The 17,573-nt window shown below is 72.4% G+C and carries 15 protein-coding genes; 2 read left to right on the plus strand and 13 right to left on the minus strand.

The features are described 5' to 3' along the window. Positions 1-42: 42 nt before the first annotated feature. Positions 43-1,029 (plus strand): LLM class flavin-dependent oxidoreductase, encoded by a 987-nt coding sequence (locus AB0I82_RS15905; protein ID WP_363257847.1) that lies wholly within the window; start codon positions 43-45, stop codon positions 1,027-1,029. Between the two features lie 244 nt (positions 1,030-1,273). On the opposite strand, the gene AB0I82_RS15910 is transcribed toward AB0I82_RS15905, so the two are convergent. From AB0I82_RS15910 to AB0I82_RS15925, 4 genes are all read right to left on the minus strand, one after another. Then, a complete protein-coding gene (locus tag AB0I82_RS15910; protein WP_363257848.1) occupies positions 1,274-2,692 on the minus strand; it encodes a sugar porter family MFS transporter in 1,419 nt (472 codons plus the stop codon). A gap of 277 nt (positions 2,693-2,969) precedes the next feature. Next, positions 2,970-6,776: an AAA family ATPase gene (locus AB0I82_RS15915; protein WP_363257849.1), complete on the minus strand. Its 3,807-nt coding sequence runs from the start codon at positions 6,774-6,776 to the stop codon at positions 2,970-2,972. A gap of 284 nt (positions 6,777-7,060) precedes the next feature. Next, the gene (locus tag AB0I82_RS15920) at positions 7,061-7,267 is read right to left on the minus strand and encodes a hypothetical protein (RefSeq protein WP_030267089.1); all 207 of its coding nucleotides are present in this window, start codon (positions 7,265-7,267) and stop codon (positions 7,061-7,063) included. A gap of 382 nt (positions 7,268-7,649) precedes the next feature. Then, entirely contained in the window at positions 7,650-7,931 is a 282-nt protein-coding gene (locus AB0I82_RS15925; RefSeq protein ID WP_030267085.1) for an acylphosphatase, read from the minus strand. A gap of 134 nt (positions 7,932-8,065) precedes the next feature. Here AB0I82_RS15925 and AB0I82_RS15930 point away from each other — a divergent pair, with 134 nt between their 5' ends. Next, complete coding sequence (locus tag AB0I82_RS15930) at positions 8,066-9,067, plus strand: CAP domain-containing protein (RefSeq protein ID WP_363257850.1); 1,002 nt, start codon at positions 8,066-8,068, stop codon at positions 9,065-9,067. A gap of 11 nt (positions 9,068-9,078) precedes the next feature. Here AB0I82_RS15930 and mutM read toward each other — a convergent pair whose 3' ends face one another. The 9 genes from mutM to recG all read right to left on the minus strand — a co-directional run bounded on the left by mutM (position 9,079) and on the right by recG (position 17,489). Further along, positions 9,079-10,011 (minus strand): bifunctional DNA-formamidopyrimidine glycosylase/DNA-(apurinic or apyrimidinic site) lyase, encoded by a 933-nt coding sequence (mutM, locus tag AB0I82_RS15935; RefSeq protein ID WP_363257851.1) that lies wholly within the window; start codon positions 10,009-10,011, stop codon positions 9,079-9,081. Between the two features lie 162 nt (positions 10,012-10,173). Continuing rightward, complete coding sequence (gene rnc, locus AB0I82_RS15940; protein ID WP_363257852.1) at positions 10,174-10,974, minus strand: ribonuclease III; 801 nt, start codon at positions 10,972-10,974, stop codon at positions 10,174-10,176. 19 nt (positions 10,975-10,993) lie between these two features. Then, positions 10,994-11,167: a 50S ribosomal protein L32 gene (gene rpmF / locus AB0I82_RS15945; RefSeq protein ID WP_030267069.1), complete on the minus strand. Its 174-nt coding sequence runs from the start codon at positions 11,165-11,167 to the stop codon at positions 10,994-10,996. Positions 11,168-11,169: 2 nt separating this feature from the next. Further along, a complete protein-coding gene (locus tag AB0I82_RS15950) occupies positions 11,170-11,769 on the minus strand; it encodes a YceD family protein (protein ID WP_363257853.1) in 600 nt (199 codons plus the stop codon). A gap of 222 nt (positions 11,770-11,991) precedes the next feature. Then, positions 11,992-13,164, minus strand: a complete 1,173-nt coding sequence (locus tag AB0I82_RS15955; RefSeq protein WP_363257854.1) for an ATP synthase F0 subunit B — start codon at positions 13,162-13,164, stop codon at positions 11,992-11,994. A gap of 122 nt (positions 13,165-13,286) precedes the next feature. Beyond that, a complete protein-coding gene (coaD, locus tag AB0I82_RS15960; protein WP_363257855.1) occupies positions 13,287-13,796 on the minus strand; it encodes a pantetheine-phosphate adenylyltransferase in 510 nt (169 codons plus the stop codon). Beyond that, entirely contained in the window at positions 13,793-14,458 is a 666-nt protein-coding gene (rsmD, locus tag AB0I82_RS15965; RefSeq protein ID WP_363257856.1) for a 16S rRNA (guanine(966)-N(2))-methyltransferase RsmD, read from the minus strand. Before rsmD ends, coaD begins: the two co-directional genes overlap by 4 nt. 174 nt (positions 14,459-14,632) lie before the next feature. After that, positions 14,633-15,151 carry a hypothetical protein gene (locus AB0I82_RS15970; RefSeq protein ID WP_363257857.1) on the minus strand — a complete coding sequence of 173 codons (519 nt, stop codon included), beginning with the start codon at positions 15,149-15,151 and terminating at the stop codon, positions 14,633-14,635. 160 nt (positions 15,152-15,311) lie between these two features. Next, positions 15,312-17,489, minus strand: a complete 2,178-nt coding sequence (gene recG / locus AB0I82_RS15975) for an ATP-dependent DNA helicase RecG (RefSeq protein ID WP_363257858.1) — start codon at positions 17,487-17,489, stop codon at positions 15,312-15,314. Positions 17,490-17,573: the final 84 nt, after the last annotated feature.

Here is a 17,573-nt window from a genome sequence, read left to right on the forward strand (position 1 = left end):
TAACGTCCCCTTCGCCACCTCAGCGGCGAAGGGGACGTTGTCATGCCCGTCACGGTCCTGCGCTTCAATCTGGTCGACCCGGCCCCCACGCCGGAGGGCCTCGCGGCGCGCTATCAGGCGGCCGTCGCGATGGCGAAGTACGCCGACGACCTGGGCATCACGACGGTGCAGACCGAGGAGCACCACGCCACCGACAACGGTTGGATGCCCTCGCCGCTCACCTTCGCCGGCGCGGTGCTCGGCGCCACCCGCCGGGTCGCCGTCACGGTCTCCGCGCTGATCACCCCGCTGCACGACCCGCTGCGGCTGGCCGAGGACCTGGCCGTACTGGATCTCCTCGGCGGCGGCCGGCTGGTGACCGTCGCGGGCCTGGGCTACCGGCCCGAGGAGTACGCGGCGCACGGCGTGGACTGGCGGCGGCGCGGCGCGCTCCAGGACGAGGTACTGGAGACGCTGCTCAGCGCTTGGACGGGCGAGCCGTTCACGTACCGGGGGCGCACGGTCCGCGTCACGCCGCGCCCGGCCACGCAGCCGCACCCGCTCCTTCTGGTGGGCGGCGGCTCGCGCCCCGCGGCACGGCGCGCGGCCCGCCTCGGGCTGCCGTTCTTCCCCAGCGCGCACCTGCCGGAGCTCACCGCGTACTACCACCAGCAGTGCGCCGAGCACGGCCACGAGGGCTGGGTCATGGAGCCACCGGCGACCACGGCGCTGCTGCACGTCGCGGAGGACCCGGACCGGGCCTGGGCGCGCTACGGGGAGCACTTCCTGTACGAGGCACGGACGTACGCGGGCTGGCAGGGCGTCGGCATCCGCTCGGCCGTACGGTCGGCGGCCACGGACGTGGCGGCGCTGCGCGAGGAAGGCGTGTACCGGGTGCTGACGCCCGAGGAGTGCGTGACGTACGCGGACAAGGCGGAGGCGTCGGACCCACTGATCCTGCATCCGCTGTGCGGCGGAATGCCGATCGACGAGGGCTGGCGGTCGCTGCACCTCTTTGCGGAGCGGGTGCTGCCGCGGGTGACGGGTTGAGGACGCGCCCCTCAAGCCCTGAGGACGCGCCTCTCAAGCCCTGAGGGCGCGCGTCGGGCCCGGCGGGATTGTCAGTGGCCCCCAGTACGGTGTTGAGCAGGGGGTTCGCGTCCCCTCATGGGGGAAGGACGGGGCGAAACGGTACGCCCGGGGGAAGGGCCGAGCGGGCCCGGACATGCGGCTGCCCCGGCTCCATCCGGGAGCCGGGGCAGATCCGTGGTGAGGAGAAAGGCTGGCGGGGGGGTTAGCCCATCTCCTCCAACGCCTTGCCCTTCGTCTCCTTCACGAACTTGAGCACGAAGGGGATCGAGAGCAGGGCGAAGATCATGTAGATCACGTACGTACCGGAGAGGTTCCACTCCGACAGGCTCGGGAAGGTCGCCGTGATCGCCCAGTTGGCGATCCACTGGGCCGAGGCGGCGACGCCCAGGGCCGCGGCACGGATCTTGTTCGGGAACATCTCGCCGAGGAAGACCCAGACCACCACGCCCCAGGACAGGGCGAAGAAGAGCACGAAGAAGTGGGCCGCGATCAGGGCCACGATGCCTTCGGTGGCGGGCAGCGCACCGCTCGCGGTCTTCGCGGAGAAGGCCCACGCCTCCAGCGCGAGGGCGACCGCCATACCGGCGGAGCCGACCAGCGCCAGCGGACGGCGGCCGATCCGGTCGACGAAGAGCATCGCGATCACGGTGCCGAGGATGTTGATGATCGACGTGGTGAAGCTGTAGAAGAACGAGCTGCTCGGGTCGATGCCGACGGACTGCCACAGCGTCGAGGAGTAGTAGAACGCGACGTTGATGCCGACCAGCTGCTGGAAGACCGAGAGGCCGATGCCGATCCAGACGATCGGCAGGAAGCCGCCCTTGCCGCCGAGCAGGTCCTTGAACGTCGACTTGTGCTCGCTGCGCATCGCCAGCTCGATCTCCTCGACCCGCAGGTCCAGGTCCACCGCGCTGCCCTCGACCTCGGAGAGCACCTCCTTGGCCTTGTCGTGCCGGCCGACGCTGATCAGGAAGCGGGGCGACTCGGGGATCGCGAAGGAGAGCAGGCCGTAGACCACGGCCGGGACGACCATGACGCCGAGCATCCACTGCCAGGCCTCCAGGCCGGCGATCTGGCCGCGCTGGTTGCCGTCGGCGAGGTTCAGGACGCCCCAGTTGACCAGCTGGGAGACGGCGATGCCGATGACGATCGCGGCCTGCTGGAAGGAGGCGAGCCGGCCGCGGTACGCGGGCGGCGCGACCTCGGCGATGTAGGCGGGGCCGATCACCGAGGCCATACCGATGCCGAAGCCGCCGACGACCCGCCAGAGGGCCAGGTCCCAGATCGCGAACGGCAGCGCCGAACCGACGGCGCTGACCGTGAACAGCAGTGCGGCGATCTGCATGACGCGGATGCGGCCGATGCGGTCGGCGATGCGGCCCGCGGTGGCGGCACCGACGGCGCAGCCGATCAGCGCGATCGCGATGACCTGGGCGAGCCCGGCGGAGCCGACGTGGTAACGGTCCCGGATGGCCTCGACGGCACCGTTGATCACGGAGCTGTCGTAACCGAACAGGAAGCCGCCCATCGCGGCAGCCGCGGTGATGAAGATGACATGGCCGAGGTGGTCGGGCTTGGCCTTGCGGCCTTCCGCCATCGTCGGCTGCGCGGTGCTGGTCAACGTGTACTCCAGTGGCCCGGCTGCGCTGCCGGGCATCGGGGGCTGGCCCTCCAGTGGCGGCTGCGAACACGGGCACGCACCACTTGAAGGTAAAAGCAACGTTGCAGAGACTATGCCTTCAAGTTTCGAAGTCAATAGGGGGTACAGAATTCATTGACCTCGTTACTGTCGGCAAGCAACGCCACCTTGAGTTCATGTTGTGAACACTGCCGCGAACGCTGCAGGTCGGCGGCCCGCACCCGCGTTCCCAGCCGGGGTCTCGCCCATGCGCGGCACCTCAGTGCAGTCGCTGGCTGATGACCTTCGATACACCGTCGCCCTGCATGGACACGCCATAGAGCGCGTCCGCGACCTCCATGGTCCGCTTCTGGTGCGTGATCACGATCAGCTGGGAGCTCTCCTGCAGCTCCTCCATGATCCTGATCAGCCGCTGCAGATTGGTGTCGTCCAGCGCCGCCTCGACCTCGTCCATCACGTAGAACGGGCTCGGCCGCGCCTTGAAGATCGACACCAGCAGCGCCACCGCGGTCAGCGACCGCTCGCCGCCCGAGAGCAGCGAGAGCCGCTTGACCTTCTTGCCCGGCGGCCGCGCCTCCACGTCCACGCCGGTCGTCAGCATGTTGTCCGGGTCGGTCAGTACGAGCCGGCCCTCGCCGCCCGGGAAGAGCCGCGCGAAGACGCCCTCGAACTCGCGCGCCGTGTCCCAGAACGCCTCCGTGAACACCTGCTCCACGCGCTCGTCGACCTCCTTGACGACCTGCAGCAGGTCGGCACGGGTCTTCTTGAGGTCCTCCAGCTGCTCGCTGAGGAACTGGTGGCGCTCCTCCAGCGCCGCGAACTCCTCCAGCGCCAGCGGGTTGACCTTCCCGAGCTGCTGGTACGCGCGCTCGGCGGCCTTCAGCCGCTTCTCCTGCTCGGCCCGCACGAACGGCACCGGCTGGTTCCGCGGGTGCTCCGGGTCGGCCGGCAGCTCCTCGCCCTCGGCGGCCGGTGACGGCGGTACGAGCTGGTCGGGGCCGTACTCGGCGACCAGCCCGGCCGGTTCGACGCCCAGCTCCTCCAGCGCCTTGGTCTCCAGCTGCTCGATCTTCATGCGCTTCTCGGCGCCCAGCACCTCGCCCCGGTGCACCGAGTCGGTCAGCTTGTCCAGCGCATCCTTCAGCTCGCGGCCCTGGTTGCGCTCGGCGACCAGCGCCTGCTCCCGCTCGGCCTTCGCCCGCTCGGCGGCGGCCCGCTCCTCCTCGGCCCGCACGAGCGAGACCTCGACATGCGCGAGCAGCTGCCGCGCGCCGTCGGCGACCGCCGAGGCGACCCGCGCCTCGTGGCGCAGCCGGGCGCGCCGCTGCTCGGCCCGCGCCCGCGCGTCGCGTTCGGCGCGCGCCGCCCGGTCCAGCCCGTCCGCCCGGCCCGCGAGTCCCTTCACACGCTCCTCGTGCGTACGGACCTGGAGGCGCGCCTCCATCTCGGTCTGCCGGGCGTTGGCCCCGTCGGCGGCGAGCCGGTCCCGTACGGCGGTGTCCGGCTCCTCCTCCCCCGGGTCCTCCTCGGCGACGGCGAGACGTTCCGCCAGCTCCTCGGCCTCCTCGGTGGCCCGGGCCAGCGCCTCCTCGGCCTTGGCGACCGCGGCCGCCGACCGCTCGGCCTCGCCCGCGGCGCCCCTGGCCTGTCCGCCGAGCCGCCCGAGCGACTGGGCGACCTGCGACTTCTCGCGGTCGGCCACCCGGCGCCGCTCCGCCAGTTCCTCGACCAGCGCGGCCCGTTCGGCCCGCCGCTCGGTGGCCAGCCGCTGCTCCTCCGCGAGCTCCTCGCAGCGCGCGGCCAGCTCGGCCAGCTCCGCCACCGCCTCGTCGACGGAGGCCTGCACCTCCAGCAGGCTCGGCGCCCCGGCCGACCCGCCCTGCGCGAAGTGCGCCCCGAGCAGGTCGCCTTCGGCGGTCACGGCGGTCACGCCGGGCCGCGCGGCGACCAGGTCCTCGGCGTCCTCCAGCGTGCTCACGACGACGACATCGCGCAGCAGCCGCCGCACGGCGGGCAGCAACTCGGCGGGCCCGTCCACCAGTTCGGCGGCAGCGGGCGGCCCGTCGGGCGTCCGGGCGGCCGGCACGGAGGCGAATTCCGCGCCGCCGTCGGGAACTTCGGCGGCATCCTGGCCGGTGCGCGCACCGGGAATCGCGGGGTTCTCGGTGTCGGTGGGCGCCTGGTCGTACGGGGTGCCCTCGGGCGCTCCGGTGGTCCGCTCGCCGCCCGACGAGCCGTCAGCTCCATCCGGTACGGCTTCCCCTGTCGCCCCGTCATGCAGAGACGTATCACCCGGCGCCCCCACCAGGGACCGCTCCCCCGCCGCCCCGGTCAGCGGCCGGTCCGCCGCCGTCGCCGGGAGCAGGACCGCGCGTCCCGCGTCCTGCTTGCGCAGCAGCCGGATGGCCTCCGCGGCGGTCGCCGGGTCCGCGACGGCGATCGCGTCGGCCGCCGCGCCGAGCGCCGCCGCGACCGGGATCTCGTACCCCGGCCGTACGGTCAGCAGCTCGGCCGCCGGGCCGAGCAGCCCGCCCAGCCGGTCGGCGGCGGCCAGCAGCGCGCCCGTACCGTCCTTGCGGCGCAGCCCCAGCGCCAGCGCGTCGTGCCGCGCCGCCGTCGCGGCGCGCTTGCGCTCCACCGTGGTCAGCGCCTCGCGGGCCGCGGTCAGCGCGCGCTCCGCCTCGGCCAGCTCCTCCTTGGCCCGCTCGTGCTGCCCCGCAAGCTCCTCGTCGCCCGCGTCCAGCCCGTCGACCTCGGCCTGGAGCTGCTCGTACTCCTGCTGTGCCGCCGCCGCGCGGGCCTGCGCCGCGTCCCGCGACTCGGTCAGGCGGTCGATCTCGGCCTGGGCGGAGGCGGCCCGGCCGCGGGCCGCGGTGGCCTGGCCGTGCAGCCGGGCCAGGCCCTCGCGGCGGTCGGCGATGGCCCGCGCGGCGTCCCGCAGCCGGCGCTCCTCGTCCTGCAGCTGCCGTTCCAGCTCGGCGCGGTGCTCGACCATGTCGTCCAGCGCCCGGGTCGCCGCCTCCAGCGCGGCCTCCAGCTCCGCCTCCTGCTCCCGGATGCGGGCCGCCTCGCGCTCCATCTCCTCCGGGTCGCGGCCGCGGCGCTCCTCGGGGGGCGCGGTCTGCGCGCTCTTCACGCGCGCGTCGGCGAGCGAGATCGTGCCGCGTACCCGCTCGGCGAGCTGCGACAGCTCGTACCAGGTCTGCTGGGCCCGCTGCAGCCGCGGCGTCAGCGTCCGTACCTCTTCCTCCAGGGCCGCCTCGCGCCGCAGCGCCTCCTTCAGCTCGGCCTCGGTGGCCTCCCGGCGCTGCTTGAGCGCGGCCTCGTCGGCGATCTCCGTACGGAGCGCCTCGCTCAGCGTGACCAGGTCGTCGGCGAGCAGCCGCAGCCGGGCGTCGCGCAGGTCGGCCTGGATGACGGCGGCGCGGCGGGCGACGGCGGCCTGCCGCCCGAGCGGCTTCAGCTGCCGCCGCAGTTCGTCCGTCAGGTCCTGGACACGGGCGAGGTTCGCCTGCATCGCGTCCAGCTTGCGCAGCGCCTTCTCCTTGCGCTTGCGGTGCTTCAGTACGCCCGCCGCCTCCTCGATGAAGGCGCGGCGGCCCATCGGGTCGGCGTGCAGTACGCCGTCGAGCTGCCCTTGCCCGACGATCACGTGCATCTCGCGGCCGATACCGGAGTCGCTGAGCAGCTCCTGGATGTCGAGCAGGCGGCACGTATCGCCGTTGAGCTGGTACTCGCTGCCGCCGTTGCGGAACATGATCCGCGTGATGGTGACCTCGGCGTAGTCGATGGGCAGCGCGCCGTCGGAGTTGTCGATCGTGAGGGAGACCTCGGCGCGGCCCAGCGGCGGGCGGCCCGTGGTCCCGGCGAAGATGACGTCCTCCATCTTGCCGCCGCGCAGCGACTTCGCGCCCTGCTCGCCCATGACCCAGGAGAGGGCGTCCACCACGTTCGACTTGCCGGAGCCGTTGGGGCCCACGACGCAGGTGATGCCGGGCTCGAAGCGCAGCGTGGTGGCGGACGCGAAGGACTTGAATCCTCGCAGGGTCAGGCTCTTGAGGTGCACGCCGTTGGACTCTACCTTTCGCGCGCCTATGACCGTGGTCGTCCCGACCGGCCCTGGCGCGCCGCGGCGACCGCGCTCGTACGAGCGGTCCGTGGCAGGGGCTTCCCGCTGTGCTCGGACCTTTTCGGTTTCGCCACGGAACGTGCAGGGCACATCATGCGGTAAGAGGTCACCGGGAAGCGGGGGCGTGAACGACGAAGGGACGCCGAAGCGTCCCTTGAATCTTCCTAGAGCGGTGCCTCAAGTGGCTGTCGTTTCAGCCCGACCGTCCCTTGGGGCGTGGGTCAGGTGAGCGCCGGCTCCGCCTGGGGTACGTCGATGCTGTCGAGCAGCCGGTCGCCGTGACGTGCGGCAGCGGACAGCGCGTCGTTCTCCGCCTGGATCCTGACAAGCTCGGATTCCAGATCCTGTACGCGCTGCTGAAGCCGTCGCATCTCGGCGAGGACTCGGGGGTCGGAGCCGCCGACGTAACCGAGAAGCGCCTTTGCCATGATGGATGGTCCTCCACACTGAGTGACCGACCGAAGCGGTGGTGGGTCGTGAGGGAATCGCACCCGCGGTGTCTGTCATTCTTTGGTCTACGCAATGCCAAACAGCTAAGGTGCGCGGGGATTCCAGAGTCTCACCAAATGGATTGACGGTCAACACGATCACGCCCCGTATCCGAGGGCTCGTGAGCGCGCACGCCTGCTGAGGACTCGCGGCGGCGCTCCGGAAAACGGCCCCGGGGCGTAGAGATCATCCTTACTGCCGCAGCTTTCCACGGGTCGGCGGAATTGGCAACCACCAGGCGGTTTCTGCCTCCAGCAGGTGCCGGCCGCACGTCATGGAACGGGTCGCGGAGGGGACGGGCGACCGTTCGGCGCCCCTCCTTCAGCGAATCGCGAAGCCGTCGTACCCGCCTCGCGGCGTGTCCCAAATCTCACTCACCCCGTCGACCCGGCCGGGCGTGTCTCCGGTACGCAGCCACTCCAGCAACTCCTCGCACCGCTCCCGGGGACCCTCGGCCACGACCTGGACGCGGCCGTCCTCCCGGTTTATGGCGAAGCCGACGAGCCCTCCGATGCGCAGCGCGTTGGCCCGGGTGAACCATCGGAAGCCGACACCTTGCACACGACCGCGCACCCAGGCCGTCAGACGGACATCTTCGTTCATGTGTGCACGCTAACCGGCCAATTGCCCAGCAAGCACTTCGGCCCCATACGTCGTGCCGTACTGTCACTCGGCATCACCCGTCACTCGTACGGGTGATTCAGATTCGACGTTCATGGATGGAAGGAAGTCACGGGATGGGCCGCCACCGACGCACCGCTCCCGTACCCGGAGCGCCGGCCGCCGAACCCGCCTCGGGCCGCCACCGCGGCGGCCCCGGCTTTGCCGGTCCCGCCCCCCTCTTCCGCCCCACCGGCCCCTTCCGCCCTGGTGGCCCTTTCCGCCCCGGTGGCCCCCTCCGTACCGCTCCTGTACGGACCGGCCTGCTGGGCGTGTCGGCGGCGCTGGCGATGGGGGCCGTGGCCGTCTCGGCGGGGCTGCTGCCGGGCGGCGACCCTTACGAGCCGGGGCGCGCGGCCGGCCCCGGCGGCCCGGTCCGGACCGGCGCGCTGCCGGAGGTGACCGCCACCCAGGGGGCGCGCTCCCCGCTCCCCGCCGACCGCGGCGCCACCCGCCCGGACACCCCCGGCACCCGCCCCTCCCCCAGCGCATCGTCCTCGCCGGGCGCCTCCTCCGGCACAGCGGCGGACACCTCCGACGAGCGCGCCTCCCGGGACGGCACATCCGGACGCGGCCCCTCCCGCGACGGCGACGGCACGCCGGGCAGCAGCCGCGACGGCGACAGCGGCGACCGCGCCAAGACCACCCGCCCCGGCGCCGCCGCCCCCGCCAAGCCCCGCGCGACGGACTCGCCCGCCGCCTCCTCCTCCGCCGCCGCCCGGGTCCTCTCCCTGGTCAACAAGGAACGCGACAGGGCGGGCTGCGCCCCGCTCACCACGAGCCCCGCCCTCACCGACCTCGCGCAGGACTTCAGCGAGGACATGGCCCGCCGCGGCTTCTTCGCCCACACCGACCCGGACGGCGCGACCCCCTGGGACCGCGCGAAGACCGCCGGCGTCCCCGGCCTCGGCGGCGAGAACATCGCCCGCGGCCAGACCACCCCCGAGGCCGTCATGGACTCCTGGATGAACAGCCCCGGCCACCGCGCCAACATCCTGAACTGCGCCTACAAAACCCTCGGCGTAGGCACCCACCAGGCCCCCGGCGGCCCGTGGTGGACCCAGGACTTCGGCTTCTGAGCGCCTCGGGACTAGCGCACCCGCGGCACCCGCTGGCACTTGGGGCAGAAGTAGCTTGAGCGGTTCATCCAGGGGCGGCGGCGGATGGGGGTGGTGCAGCGGCGGCAGGGTTCGTCCTCGCGGCCGTAGGCGTCCAGGGAGCGTTCGAAGTAGCCGGATTCGCCGTTGATGTTGACGTAGAGGCTGTCGAAGCTGGTGCCGCCCACGGCGAGGGCCGCGGTCATGACGTCGCGGATGTGGCCGAGGAGTTCGGTGGTGCGGGGGCGGGTGAAGGTGGCCGTGGGGCGGTCGTAGTGGAGCCGGCTGCGCCACAGCGCCTCGTCGGCGTAGATGTTGCCGACGCCGCTGATCAGGGACTGGTCCAGGAGCGCGCGCTTGATCGTCGTACGGCGGCGGCGCAGCGCTTCGTGGAACGCGGCGTCGTCGAAGGCCGCGTCGAGGGGGTCGCGCGCGATGTGGGCGATCACGTCGGGGAGGCCGTCGGGGTCGCCGGGGACGGTGGGGTGGAGGGAGAGGCCGCCGAAGGTGCGCTGGTCGACGAAGCGGAGTTCGGTGTCGATCGTGTCCGCCGGGAGGTCGTCGGCAGGGGCGACACCGGGGACCCCGGCGGTGTCGTCCGGAACGTGTACCGCGTCCGTGAAGCGGATGCGGATGCGGAGGTGCTTCTCGTCGGGCGCGTCCTGCGGCTGGACCAGGAGCTGGCCGCTCATGCCCAGGTGGGCCAGTACGGAGAGGTCGCCGGCGAGCGGCAGCCACAGGTACTTGCCGCGGCGGCGGGCCTCGCCGACGCGGTGACCGGCCAGCTGGGCGGCGAAGTCCGCGCCGCCCGCCGTGTGGCGGCGCACCGCCCGCGGGTGCAGGACCTCCACCGTGTCGATCGTGCGGCCGCTGACCCAGCGCTCCAGACCACGCCGTACGACCTCGACCTCGGGCAGCTCGGGCAAGGGATCTCCTCGTAAGGGCGATGTGTCCGATGGGGGCGGTGTGTCCGGTGAGGCGCTGTGACCGGGCGGGTTCCAGGCGCCGGGAAAAGGAAACCCCGCCCATCCTGCCCTGTGAAGGGTGGTCGGGCGGGGACCCGCGTGCGCGAGGCACGCGGCGCGCATTCAGCTCGCGGGACCGCCGGTGGCGGCTTCCGCGGTGGCTTCCGTGGCGGCCTTGGCCGTCGCGTCCGCCGCCGCGCGGATCTCCCGCCAGGCGGACTCCGCCGCCTGCTGCTCGGCTTCCTTCTTGCTGCGGCCGGTGCCGGTGCCGTACGAGACACCACCGACGCGGGCGGCAGCAGTGAAGGTCTTCTCGTGGTCCGGGCCGGTCTCCGTGACCAGGTATTCCGGGACCCCGAGTCCTTCGGTTGCGGTCAGTTCCTGGAGGCTGGTCTTCCAGTCCAGGCCGGCGCCGAGGCTGGAGGACTTCTCGATCAGCGGGTCGAACAGGCGGTGCACCAGTTCGGAGGCCGCGTCGAGGCCCTGGTCCAGATAGACCGCGCCGATGACCGCTTCGAGTGTGTCGGCGAGGATGGATGCCTTGTCCCGGCCGCCGGTACCTTCTTCACCCCGGCCGAGCCGGATGAAGGCACCGAGGTCCAGGCCGCGGCCCACCTCGGCGAGCGCACGGGAGTTGACCACCGCGGCCCGCAGCTTGGCCAGCTGGCCTTCGGGCAGGTCGGGGTGGATGCGGTACAGCGTGTCGGTGACCACCAGGCCCAGGACGGAGTCCCCGAGGAACTCCAGCCGTTCGTTGGTGGGCAGCCCGCCGTTCTCGTATGCGTAACTGCGGTGCGTCAGCGCACGCGCCAGAAGGGCGGACTCGAGCTTGTACCCGAGCCGCCCTTCCAGAAGCGTGTGGGACGAGGCCGTGTCCGCAGACGGAGTCTTCGAGGAGTTCTTCGACGAATCAGCGTCTGACATAGAGCCCGTCACCAGCCGCTCAGACCTCGAGGACCTGGCGCTTGTTGTAGGTGCCGCAAGCGGGGCACGCGATGTGCTGCTGCTTCGGCTCGTGGCAGCTGCTGCATGCCACCAGGGTGGGGACCGCAGCCTTCCACTGCGACCGGCGGTGGCGCGTGTTGCTGCGCGACATCTTCCGCTTCGGAACAGCCACGGCTACTTCTCCTGCTTCTCGTCGACGCCCGCATCGGCGCCGCCCATGTTGTCCTTCTCGCCGTCCTGGATGGATCCGGCGAGTCCCTGCAGTGCCGCCCAACGGATGTCGACGGCATCGTGATGGTGGTCCGGGTCGTCCGCGAGCCGGGCTCCGCAGTCGGAGCACAGGCCCGGACAGTCGTCCTGGCACACCGGCTGCATCGGCAGTGCGAGCACCACCGCATCGCGCAGCACGGGTTCGAGGTCGAACAGGTCGTCCTCGAGGAAGAGGGTGTCCTCCTCGTCCTCGGCGTCGTCGCCTGCGTCCGCTTCGCGGACCCGGGCATCGGCGTCGGGGTAGGAGAACATCTCCTGGAAGTCCGCGCCGAGCTCACGCTCGAGCGGCTCCAGACACCTTACGCACTCCCCTGTCACGGATGCACGGGCGGTGCCTGTGACAAGCACCCCGTCCATGACCGACTCCAGGCGGAGGTCGAGCTCCACCGGCGCGCCCTCGGGCACTCCGATGACCTCGTTGCCGAGGTCCGAGGGGGCCTCGACGGAGCGGGACACCTTCTTCATCGCACCGGGACGCCGACCCAGCTCGCGTGTATCGAACACGAGCGGAGAACGGTGGTCGAGGCGGGCGTTGATGGCTTCCTGCTTTCTACGGCGGTACTGCCACCCGATTCCGCGCGGGGCGGTCGACGGGCAGCACAGATCGCGGACGTATGCGCGACCGAACAGCCAGGATACTGGACGGGTCGCGATTGACCCAATCCGCGCCCCCTGCCCCCGGCTCCGCCGACCCGCGCGCGGTCGGCGCCCCCGGCGCTGCGCGCGTCAGTGCCCCTGCTCGTACTGCCGCAGCTGGTCGAGGTCGATCATGCTGGTGTCGAAGAGGCTGGTCTCGTCCAGCGCTGCGGGCTGCTGTCCCTGGTGCTGCGGCTGCTGCGGCTGCTCGCCGGGCGGGAACTGCTGGGCCTGCTGCGGTACGTACGCGGCGGGGTCGTAGCCCTGCTGCGCGGCCTGCTGCTGCCAGCCGTAGCCGTAGGGGTCCTGCTGCTGGGCGTACTGCTGCGGCTGCTGGTAGCCGTACGCGTCCTGACCGTAGCCCGCCGTGGCGTAGTAGTCCTGCTGCGGGGCGGCCGCCGCGGGGTCCATGCCGGGCTGTGCGAAGGGCTGCCCGGCCGGCCGGTCGCCGGGCGGGGCCGCGGGCGGCGCGGCAGGCATCGGGGGCGTGGCGGGCATCTGGGGCGCGGCGGGCTGCTGGGGTCCGGCGGGCTGCTGGGCGGCGGCGAGGTCGGCGAGGTACTCGGCGTCGCCGGACTGCGGCAGGCCCGTCGCGGGGTCCGTGTGCGCGGCGAAGGCCGCGGCGAGCTCGTCGCTGGGCTGCGCCCCGAGCAGCTTCTGGCGGCCGCGCCCGACCGCCTCCAGGGTCTTGGTCAGTACGGCCTCGAAGGCGCCGAACTTGGCGTCCACGTACGCGTCGGCCCGCTGCCGCAGCGTCTCCGGGTCGGCACTGCGCTCGGGCGCCTCGGCGTCCGCGTACCCCGCCTCGTCCAGGCCCGGGCCGCGGCCGAGCAGCTTCTCGCGGCCCCGGTCCACGGACCCGATGGTCTTGGTCAGGACGACCTCGAAGTTGGCGAGCTTGCTGTCGACGTAGTCGTCGGCCTCGGCGCGGATCTCCTCGGCCTCCCGGCGGGCCTCCGCGAGGATGCGGTCGGCCTCCTCCTGGGACTGCCGGGCGAGCTCGGTCTCGGAGAGCAGCGAGCCGCGCTGGGCGTGCGCGCTCTCGATGATCCGCTCGGCCTCGGCGCGGGCGTCCTCGACCATCTGCTCGCGCCCGCCGAGCAGCTCCTGCGCCTGCGCGAGGGACCCCGGGAGCGCGGCCCGCACCTCTTCGAGCATCGCCAGCAGCTCCGCGCGGTTGAGCACGCAGGAGGCCGACATGGGCATGGACCGGGCATGGCCGACGGTCTCGACGATCTCGTCGAGCTTCTTCTGCACGTCCACTGGGGGCTCGCCACTCTCTGGGGGATGAAACGACGGAACGGGGACGACTGTACGGCCACCCGCCCACGCGCCGACACCCACTGACGCACCGTCAGCCGGACGGCCCTCCGCCGCTTCCCGCGTCACTTCTCCCCGAGGCGCTCCGTGAGGGCTTCGAAGACGAAGTCCGGTACCAGGTGGGAGACGTCGCCGCCCCAGGCCGCGACCTCCTTGACCAGGCTGGACGACAGGAAGCTGTAGGTCGGGTTGGTCGGGACGAAGAGGGTCTCCACGCCCGAGAGGCCGTTGTTCATCTGGGCCATCTGCAGCTCGTAGTCGAAGTCGCTGACCGCGCGCAGGCCCTTCACGATGGCCGGAATGTCACGCTGCTTGCAGAAGTCGACGAGGAGGCCGTGGAAGGCCTCGACCTCGACGTTGCCGTACTCGGCGGTGGCCCGGCGGATCAGGTCGATCCGCTCCTCGACCGTGAACAGGCCCTGCTTGGACTTGTTGATCATCACGGCGACGTGGACCACGTCGTAGAGCTTGGAGGCCCGGGCGATGATGTCCAGGTGCCCATTCGTAATGGGGTCGAACGACCCCGGACAGACGGCACGGCGCACTTGAGGTTCCTCGCTCTCCGATCCGGTCATGACTCGCTTGCCGACGTGGCGCTCCCGTCAGGGCGGTCGCCGGCGTCCCCACCGGCGTCCTCGCACGTCGAAGCGGCGCGACCGTACCAAAGCGTGGCCTCGCCGTAGCGGCGGGAGCGCAGGCCCGTGAATCCGTCGGGCCAGCGGAATTCTCCGCCCCTGGTGCTGCGCTCCACGGTGGCGAGCGCATCGCCCGTGATCCAGCCCTGGGCGCGGAGTGTGAGGAGGATCTCGCGAAGATCGTCGTCGGTGACGGCGTACGGCGGGTCCAGGAAGACGAGGTCGTACGGCTCGCCGGCGACCGGCCCCGCGACGACCTGCTCGGCCTTCGCGGCGCGGAATTCGGCGCCCGGAAGGCCGAGGCTGCGGATGTTCTCGCGGATCGTGCGGGCGGCCTTCGGGTCGGCCTCGGCCAGCAGTACGGCCGCGGCGCCCCGGGAGAGCGCCTCCAGGCCGACCGCGCCGGAGCCGCCGTACAGATCCAGCACCCTGGCCCCGGTCAGCGGGCCGTCCAGCGCCTCCCAGGTGGAGAACAGGCCCTCGCGCGCCCGGTCGGAGGTCGGGCGGGTGCCCGTGCCGGGCGGCACGGCCAGGCGCCGGCCGCCGGCCACGCCGGCGATCACGCGGGTCATACGATTCTCGTCCTCAGCTGTGCGGCCCATGCGGCCCATGGGCGGGGCGGGGCCGGGAACGGTCCCGCACCTCCACGATATGGCGTCCGGCCGCGCGCTCTGCCGCGGGCAGCGGGCGCGCCGTCGCCGGTGCGGCCGGGCCCGCTCCTGCGCAGGGCGCGCGCGGCGAGCAGCGCCGGCTGCGGCCCGGCGGCCGCGCAGGGCCTACCTCCCCTCCGCCTCCTCCGCGCCGCCCACCAGTGCCGGTGAGGCGTACCGCGACCAGGACAGGCAGCCGTCCGGCGGGCAGTACTCCGGGCGGCGCGGGTCGTGGCCGAGCTCGCGCAGCTTCGTCCGTACCGAATCGGGCGTGCGGCCGAAGCGGGCGGCTATCCGCGCGATGGTCTCGCCCGCGTGGAACCGGCGCGTCAGGTCCTCCTCGTGCTGCGGCACCCAGGGCGCGCCGTGCCCGGGGAACAGCTCGCGCAGCACATCGCGGTCCGGTATCGGCTCGGCCACGTCGGCGACCAGCGCGAGGGCGCGCAGGGCGCGGTTCAGCGCGATCCGCAGGGCCGGGACCTCGGTCAGGGGCAGGGTGAGGGCGCCGGAGGCGAGGAGGGTCTCGGGGGCGTCCTCGTGCCAGCCCGTGAGGGTGAGCGTGACGGTCGCGTCGTCGTCGCTGGCGAGCTCGATGCGGAAGATCTTGTCGCCGAGCGGGAGTTCGTTCAGATGCCGGAATGCCATGAAACGGTCCCCCTGGTCCGTCCGCGCACGGCCGGCCGCCGAGAAGCGCCGCGGAGAGCGGCATGGGCCGGCTCGTACGGAATTCAGTCTCCCAGGGGGGTCCGACAATGACCCCGGACCGCGCTGTTGCGGCGCCGCCCGGAGCCGGTCCGGGCGCCGCTCACCCCTTGTCCAGATAGCTCTCCCGCTCGGTGTCCAGCAGGGCGTCCAACGCGACCCGCAGCTCGGGCAGTCCGGCCAGCTCCGGGTCGCGCGCCACGATCGCCGTCGCCTCCTCCCGGGCCGCCTCGATCACGTCCTCGTCCTCGATGACCGCGAGCATCCGGAGGCTGGAGCGCACCCCGGACTGCGCCTGCCCCAGGACGTCGCCCTCGCGCCGCTGCTCCAGGTCGATCCGGGACAGCTCGAAGCCGTCCAGCGTGCTCGCCACCGCGCCCAGCCGGGCCCGCGCCGGGCTCGCCTCGGACATCTCCGTCACCAACAGGCACAGGCCGGGCGCCGAGCCGCGGCCCACCCGCCCGCGCAGCTGATGCAGCTGCGAGACCCCGAACCGGTCGGCGTCCATGATCACCATCGCGGTGGCGTTCGGTACGTTCACCCCCACCTCGATGACGGTCGTCGCCACCAGCACATCCACGTCGCCGGCGGCGAACCGGCGCATCACGTCGTCCTTGTCGTCCGGCTGCATCCGCCCGTGCAGCACCTCCACGCGCAGCCCCGCGAGCGGCCCCTTGGCCAGCTGCTCGGCGACGTCCAGCACGGCCAGCGGCGGCCGCTTCTCCGCCTCGTCCTCGGGCGACTTCGCGGCCTTCTTCTTCGGATCGTCCTCCTCGTCCCCGATCCGCGGGCACACGACGTACGCCTGATGCCCGCCCTCGACCTCCTCGCGCACCCGGTCCCAGGCGCGCGCCAGGAAGTGCGGCTTGTCCTTGGCCGGTACGACATGACTCGCGATCGGCGACCGACCGGCCGGCAACTGGTCCAGTACGGACGTCTCCAGATCGCCGAACACGGTCATCGCGACCGTCCGCGGAATCGGCGTCGCGGTCATCACCAGGAGGTGCGGCGGCTGCTTCCCCTTGGAGCGCAGCGCGTCCCGCTGCTCCACGCCGAACCGGTGCTGCTCGTCCACCACGACCAGCCCCAGGTCGTGGAACTGCACCTTGTCCTCGATCAGCGCATGCGTGCCGATCACCAGCCCGGCCTCGCCCGTCACGAGGTCCAGCAGCGCCTGCTTCCGCGCGGCCGTGCCCATCGAGCCGGTCAGCAGCACGACCTTCGTACCGTGCTCCGCCCCACCGAGCATGCCGCCCTCGGCCAGCTCCCCCATCATCTCCGTGATCGACCGGTGATGCTGCTGCGCGAGCACCTCGGTGGGCGCGAGCATCGCCGCCTGCCCACCGGTATCGACCACGGCGAGCATGGCCCGCAGAGCCACCATCGTCTTCCCGCTGCCCACTTCCCCCTGGAGCAGCCGGTGCATCGGGTGGTCCGTGGCCAGGTCGTCGAAGATCTCGCGGCTGACCTTCTGCTGGCCGTCGGTGAGGGTGAAGGGGAGGCGGGCGTCGAAGGCGTCCAGGAGGCCGTTCTCCGTCAACGGGCGGGGGACGGCGGGGAGCTGGGTCTCGGCGAAGCGGCGGCGGGCCAGGGCGACCTGGAGGACGAACGCCTCGTCCCACTTCAGGCGGGCCCGGGCGTCGGCGATGTCGGCCTTGGTGGCGGGCCGGTGGACCTTCAGCAGGGCCTCGGGGAGCGGGACGAGGCCTCGGCCCTCCCGGAGCGCGGGCGGCAGCGGGTCGACCGCCTCCCGAGCGCTGGGCAGCACCGCGTCCACCGCCTTCGCGACCTTCCAGGACGGCATCTTCTGGGCCGCCGGGTAGATCGGCAGGAGCTGATTGGCGAAGGCGTCCACGGCGTCGTCGCCGCCCTCACCCGCGAGGAGTTCGTACTCGGGGTGGGCGAGCTGGAGCTTGCGGTTGAAGACCGAGACCTTGCCCGCGAACATCGCGCGGCGGCCGGGGAGGAGGTCGTGCCGCGGCTTGTGGATGCCCTTGCCGAAGAAGACCAGCTGGAGGCGGCCGCTGCCGTCGGTGAGCGTGACCTCCAGGCGCTGGCCGCGGCCGTGGTTGAAGGTGTGCACCCGGGCGTCGGCGACCCGGGCGACGACCGTGACGTGCTCGTCGAGCGGGAGGTCGGCGAGGGTGGTCAGCTCGCCGCGCTCGGCGTACCGCCGCGGGTAGTGGTGCAGCAGATCGCCGACCGTGTGCAGGCCGAGGTGCTCGGCCAGCACCTTCGCGGTGGTGCCGCCGAGGATCTTCTTCAGTGGTTCATCCAGCACGGGTCCATTGCACACCACGCCACTGACAACCGGCGGGAGGACCGGCGAACGGGCCTCCCCGGGCGGCTGTTCCACGCCGATCGG

Source organism: Streptomyces sp. NPDC050315, assembly GCF_040655775.1.
Classification (GTDB): domain Bacteria; phylum Actinomycetota; class Actinomycetes; order Streptomycetales; family Streptomycetaceae; genus Streptomyces.

Coding starts and splice junctions, on each gene's coding strand:
- rsmD (WP_363257856.1), bottom strand. CDS start 14,458: ATGGGCCGCACAGCTGAGGACGAGAATCGTATGACCCGCGTGATCGCC.
- AB0I82_RS15930 (WP_363257850.1), top strand. CDS start 8,066: ATGGGCCGCCACCGACGCACCGCTCCCGTACCCGGAGCGCCGGCCGCC.
- AB0I82_RS15920 (WP_030267089.1), bottom strand. CDS start 7,267: ATGGCAAAGGCGCTTCTCGGTTACGTCGGCGGCTCCGACCCCCGAGTC.
- coaD (WP_363257855.1), bottom strand. CDS start 13,796: ATGACCGGATCGGAGAGCGAGGAACCTCAAGTGCGCCGTGCCGTCTGT.
- AB0I82_RS15905 (WP_363257847.1), top strand. CDS start 43: ATGCCCGTCACGGTCCTGCGCTTCAATCTGGTCGACCCGGCCCCCACG.
- AB0I82_RS15970 (WP_363257857.1), bottom strand. CDS start 15,151: ATGGCATTCCGGCATCTGAACGAACTCCCGCTCGGCGACAAGATCTTC.
- rnc (WP_363257852.1), bottom strand. CDS start 10,974: ATGTCAGACGCTGATTCGTCGAAGAACTCCTCGAAGACTCCGTCTGCG.
- AB0I82_RS15925 (WP_030267085.1), bottom strand. CDS start 7,931: ATGAACGAAGATGTCCGTCTGACGGCCTGGGTGCGCGGTCGTGTGCAA.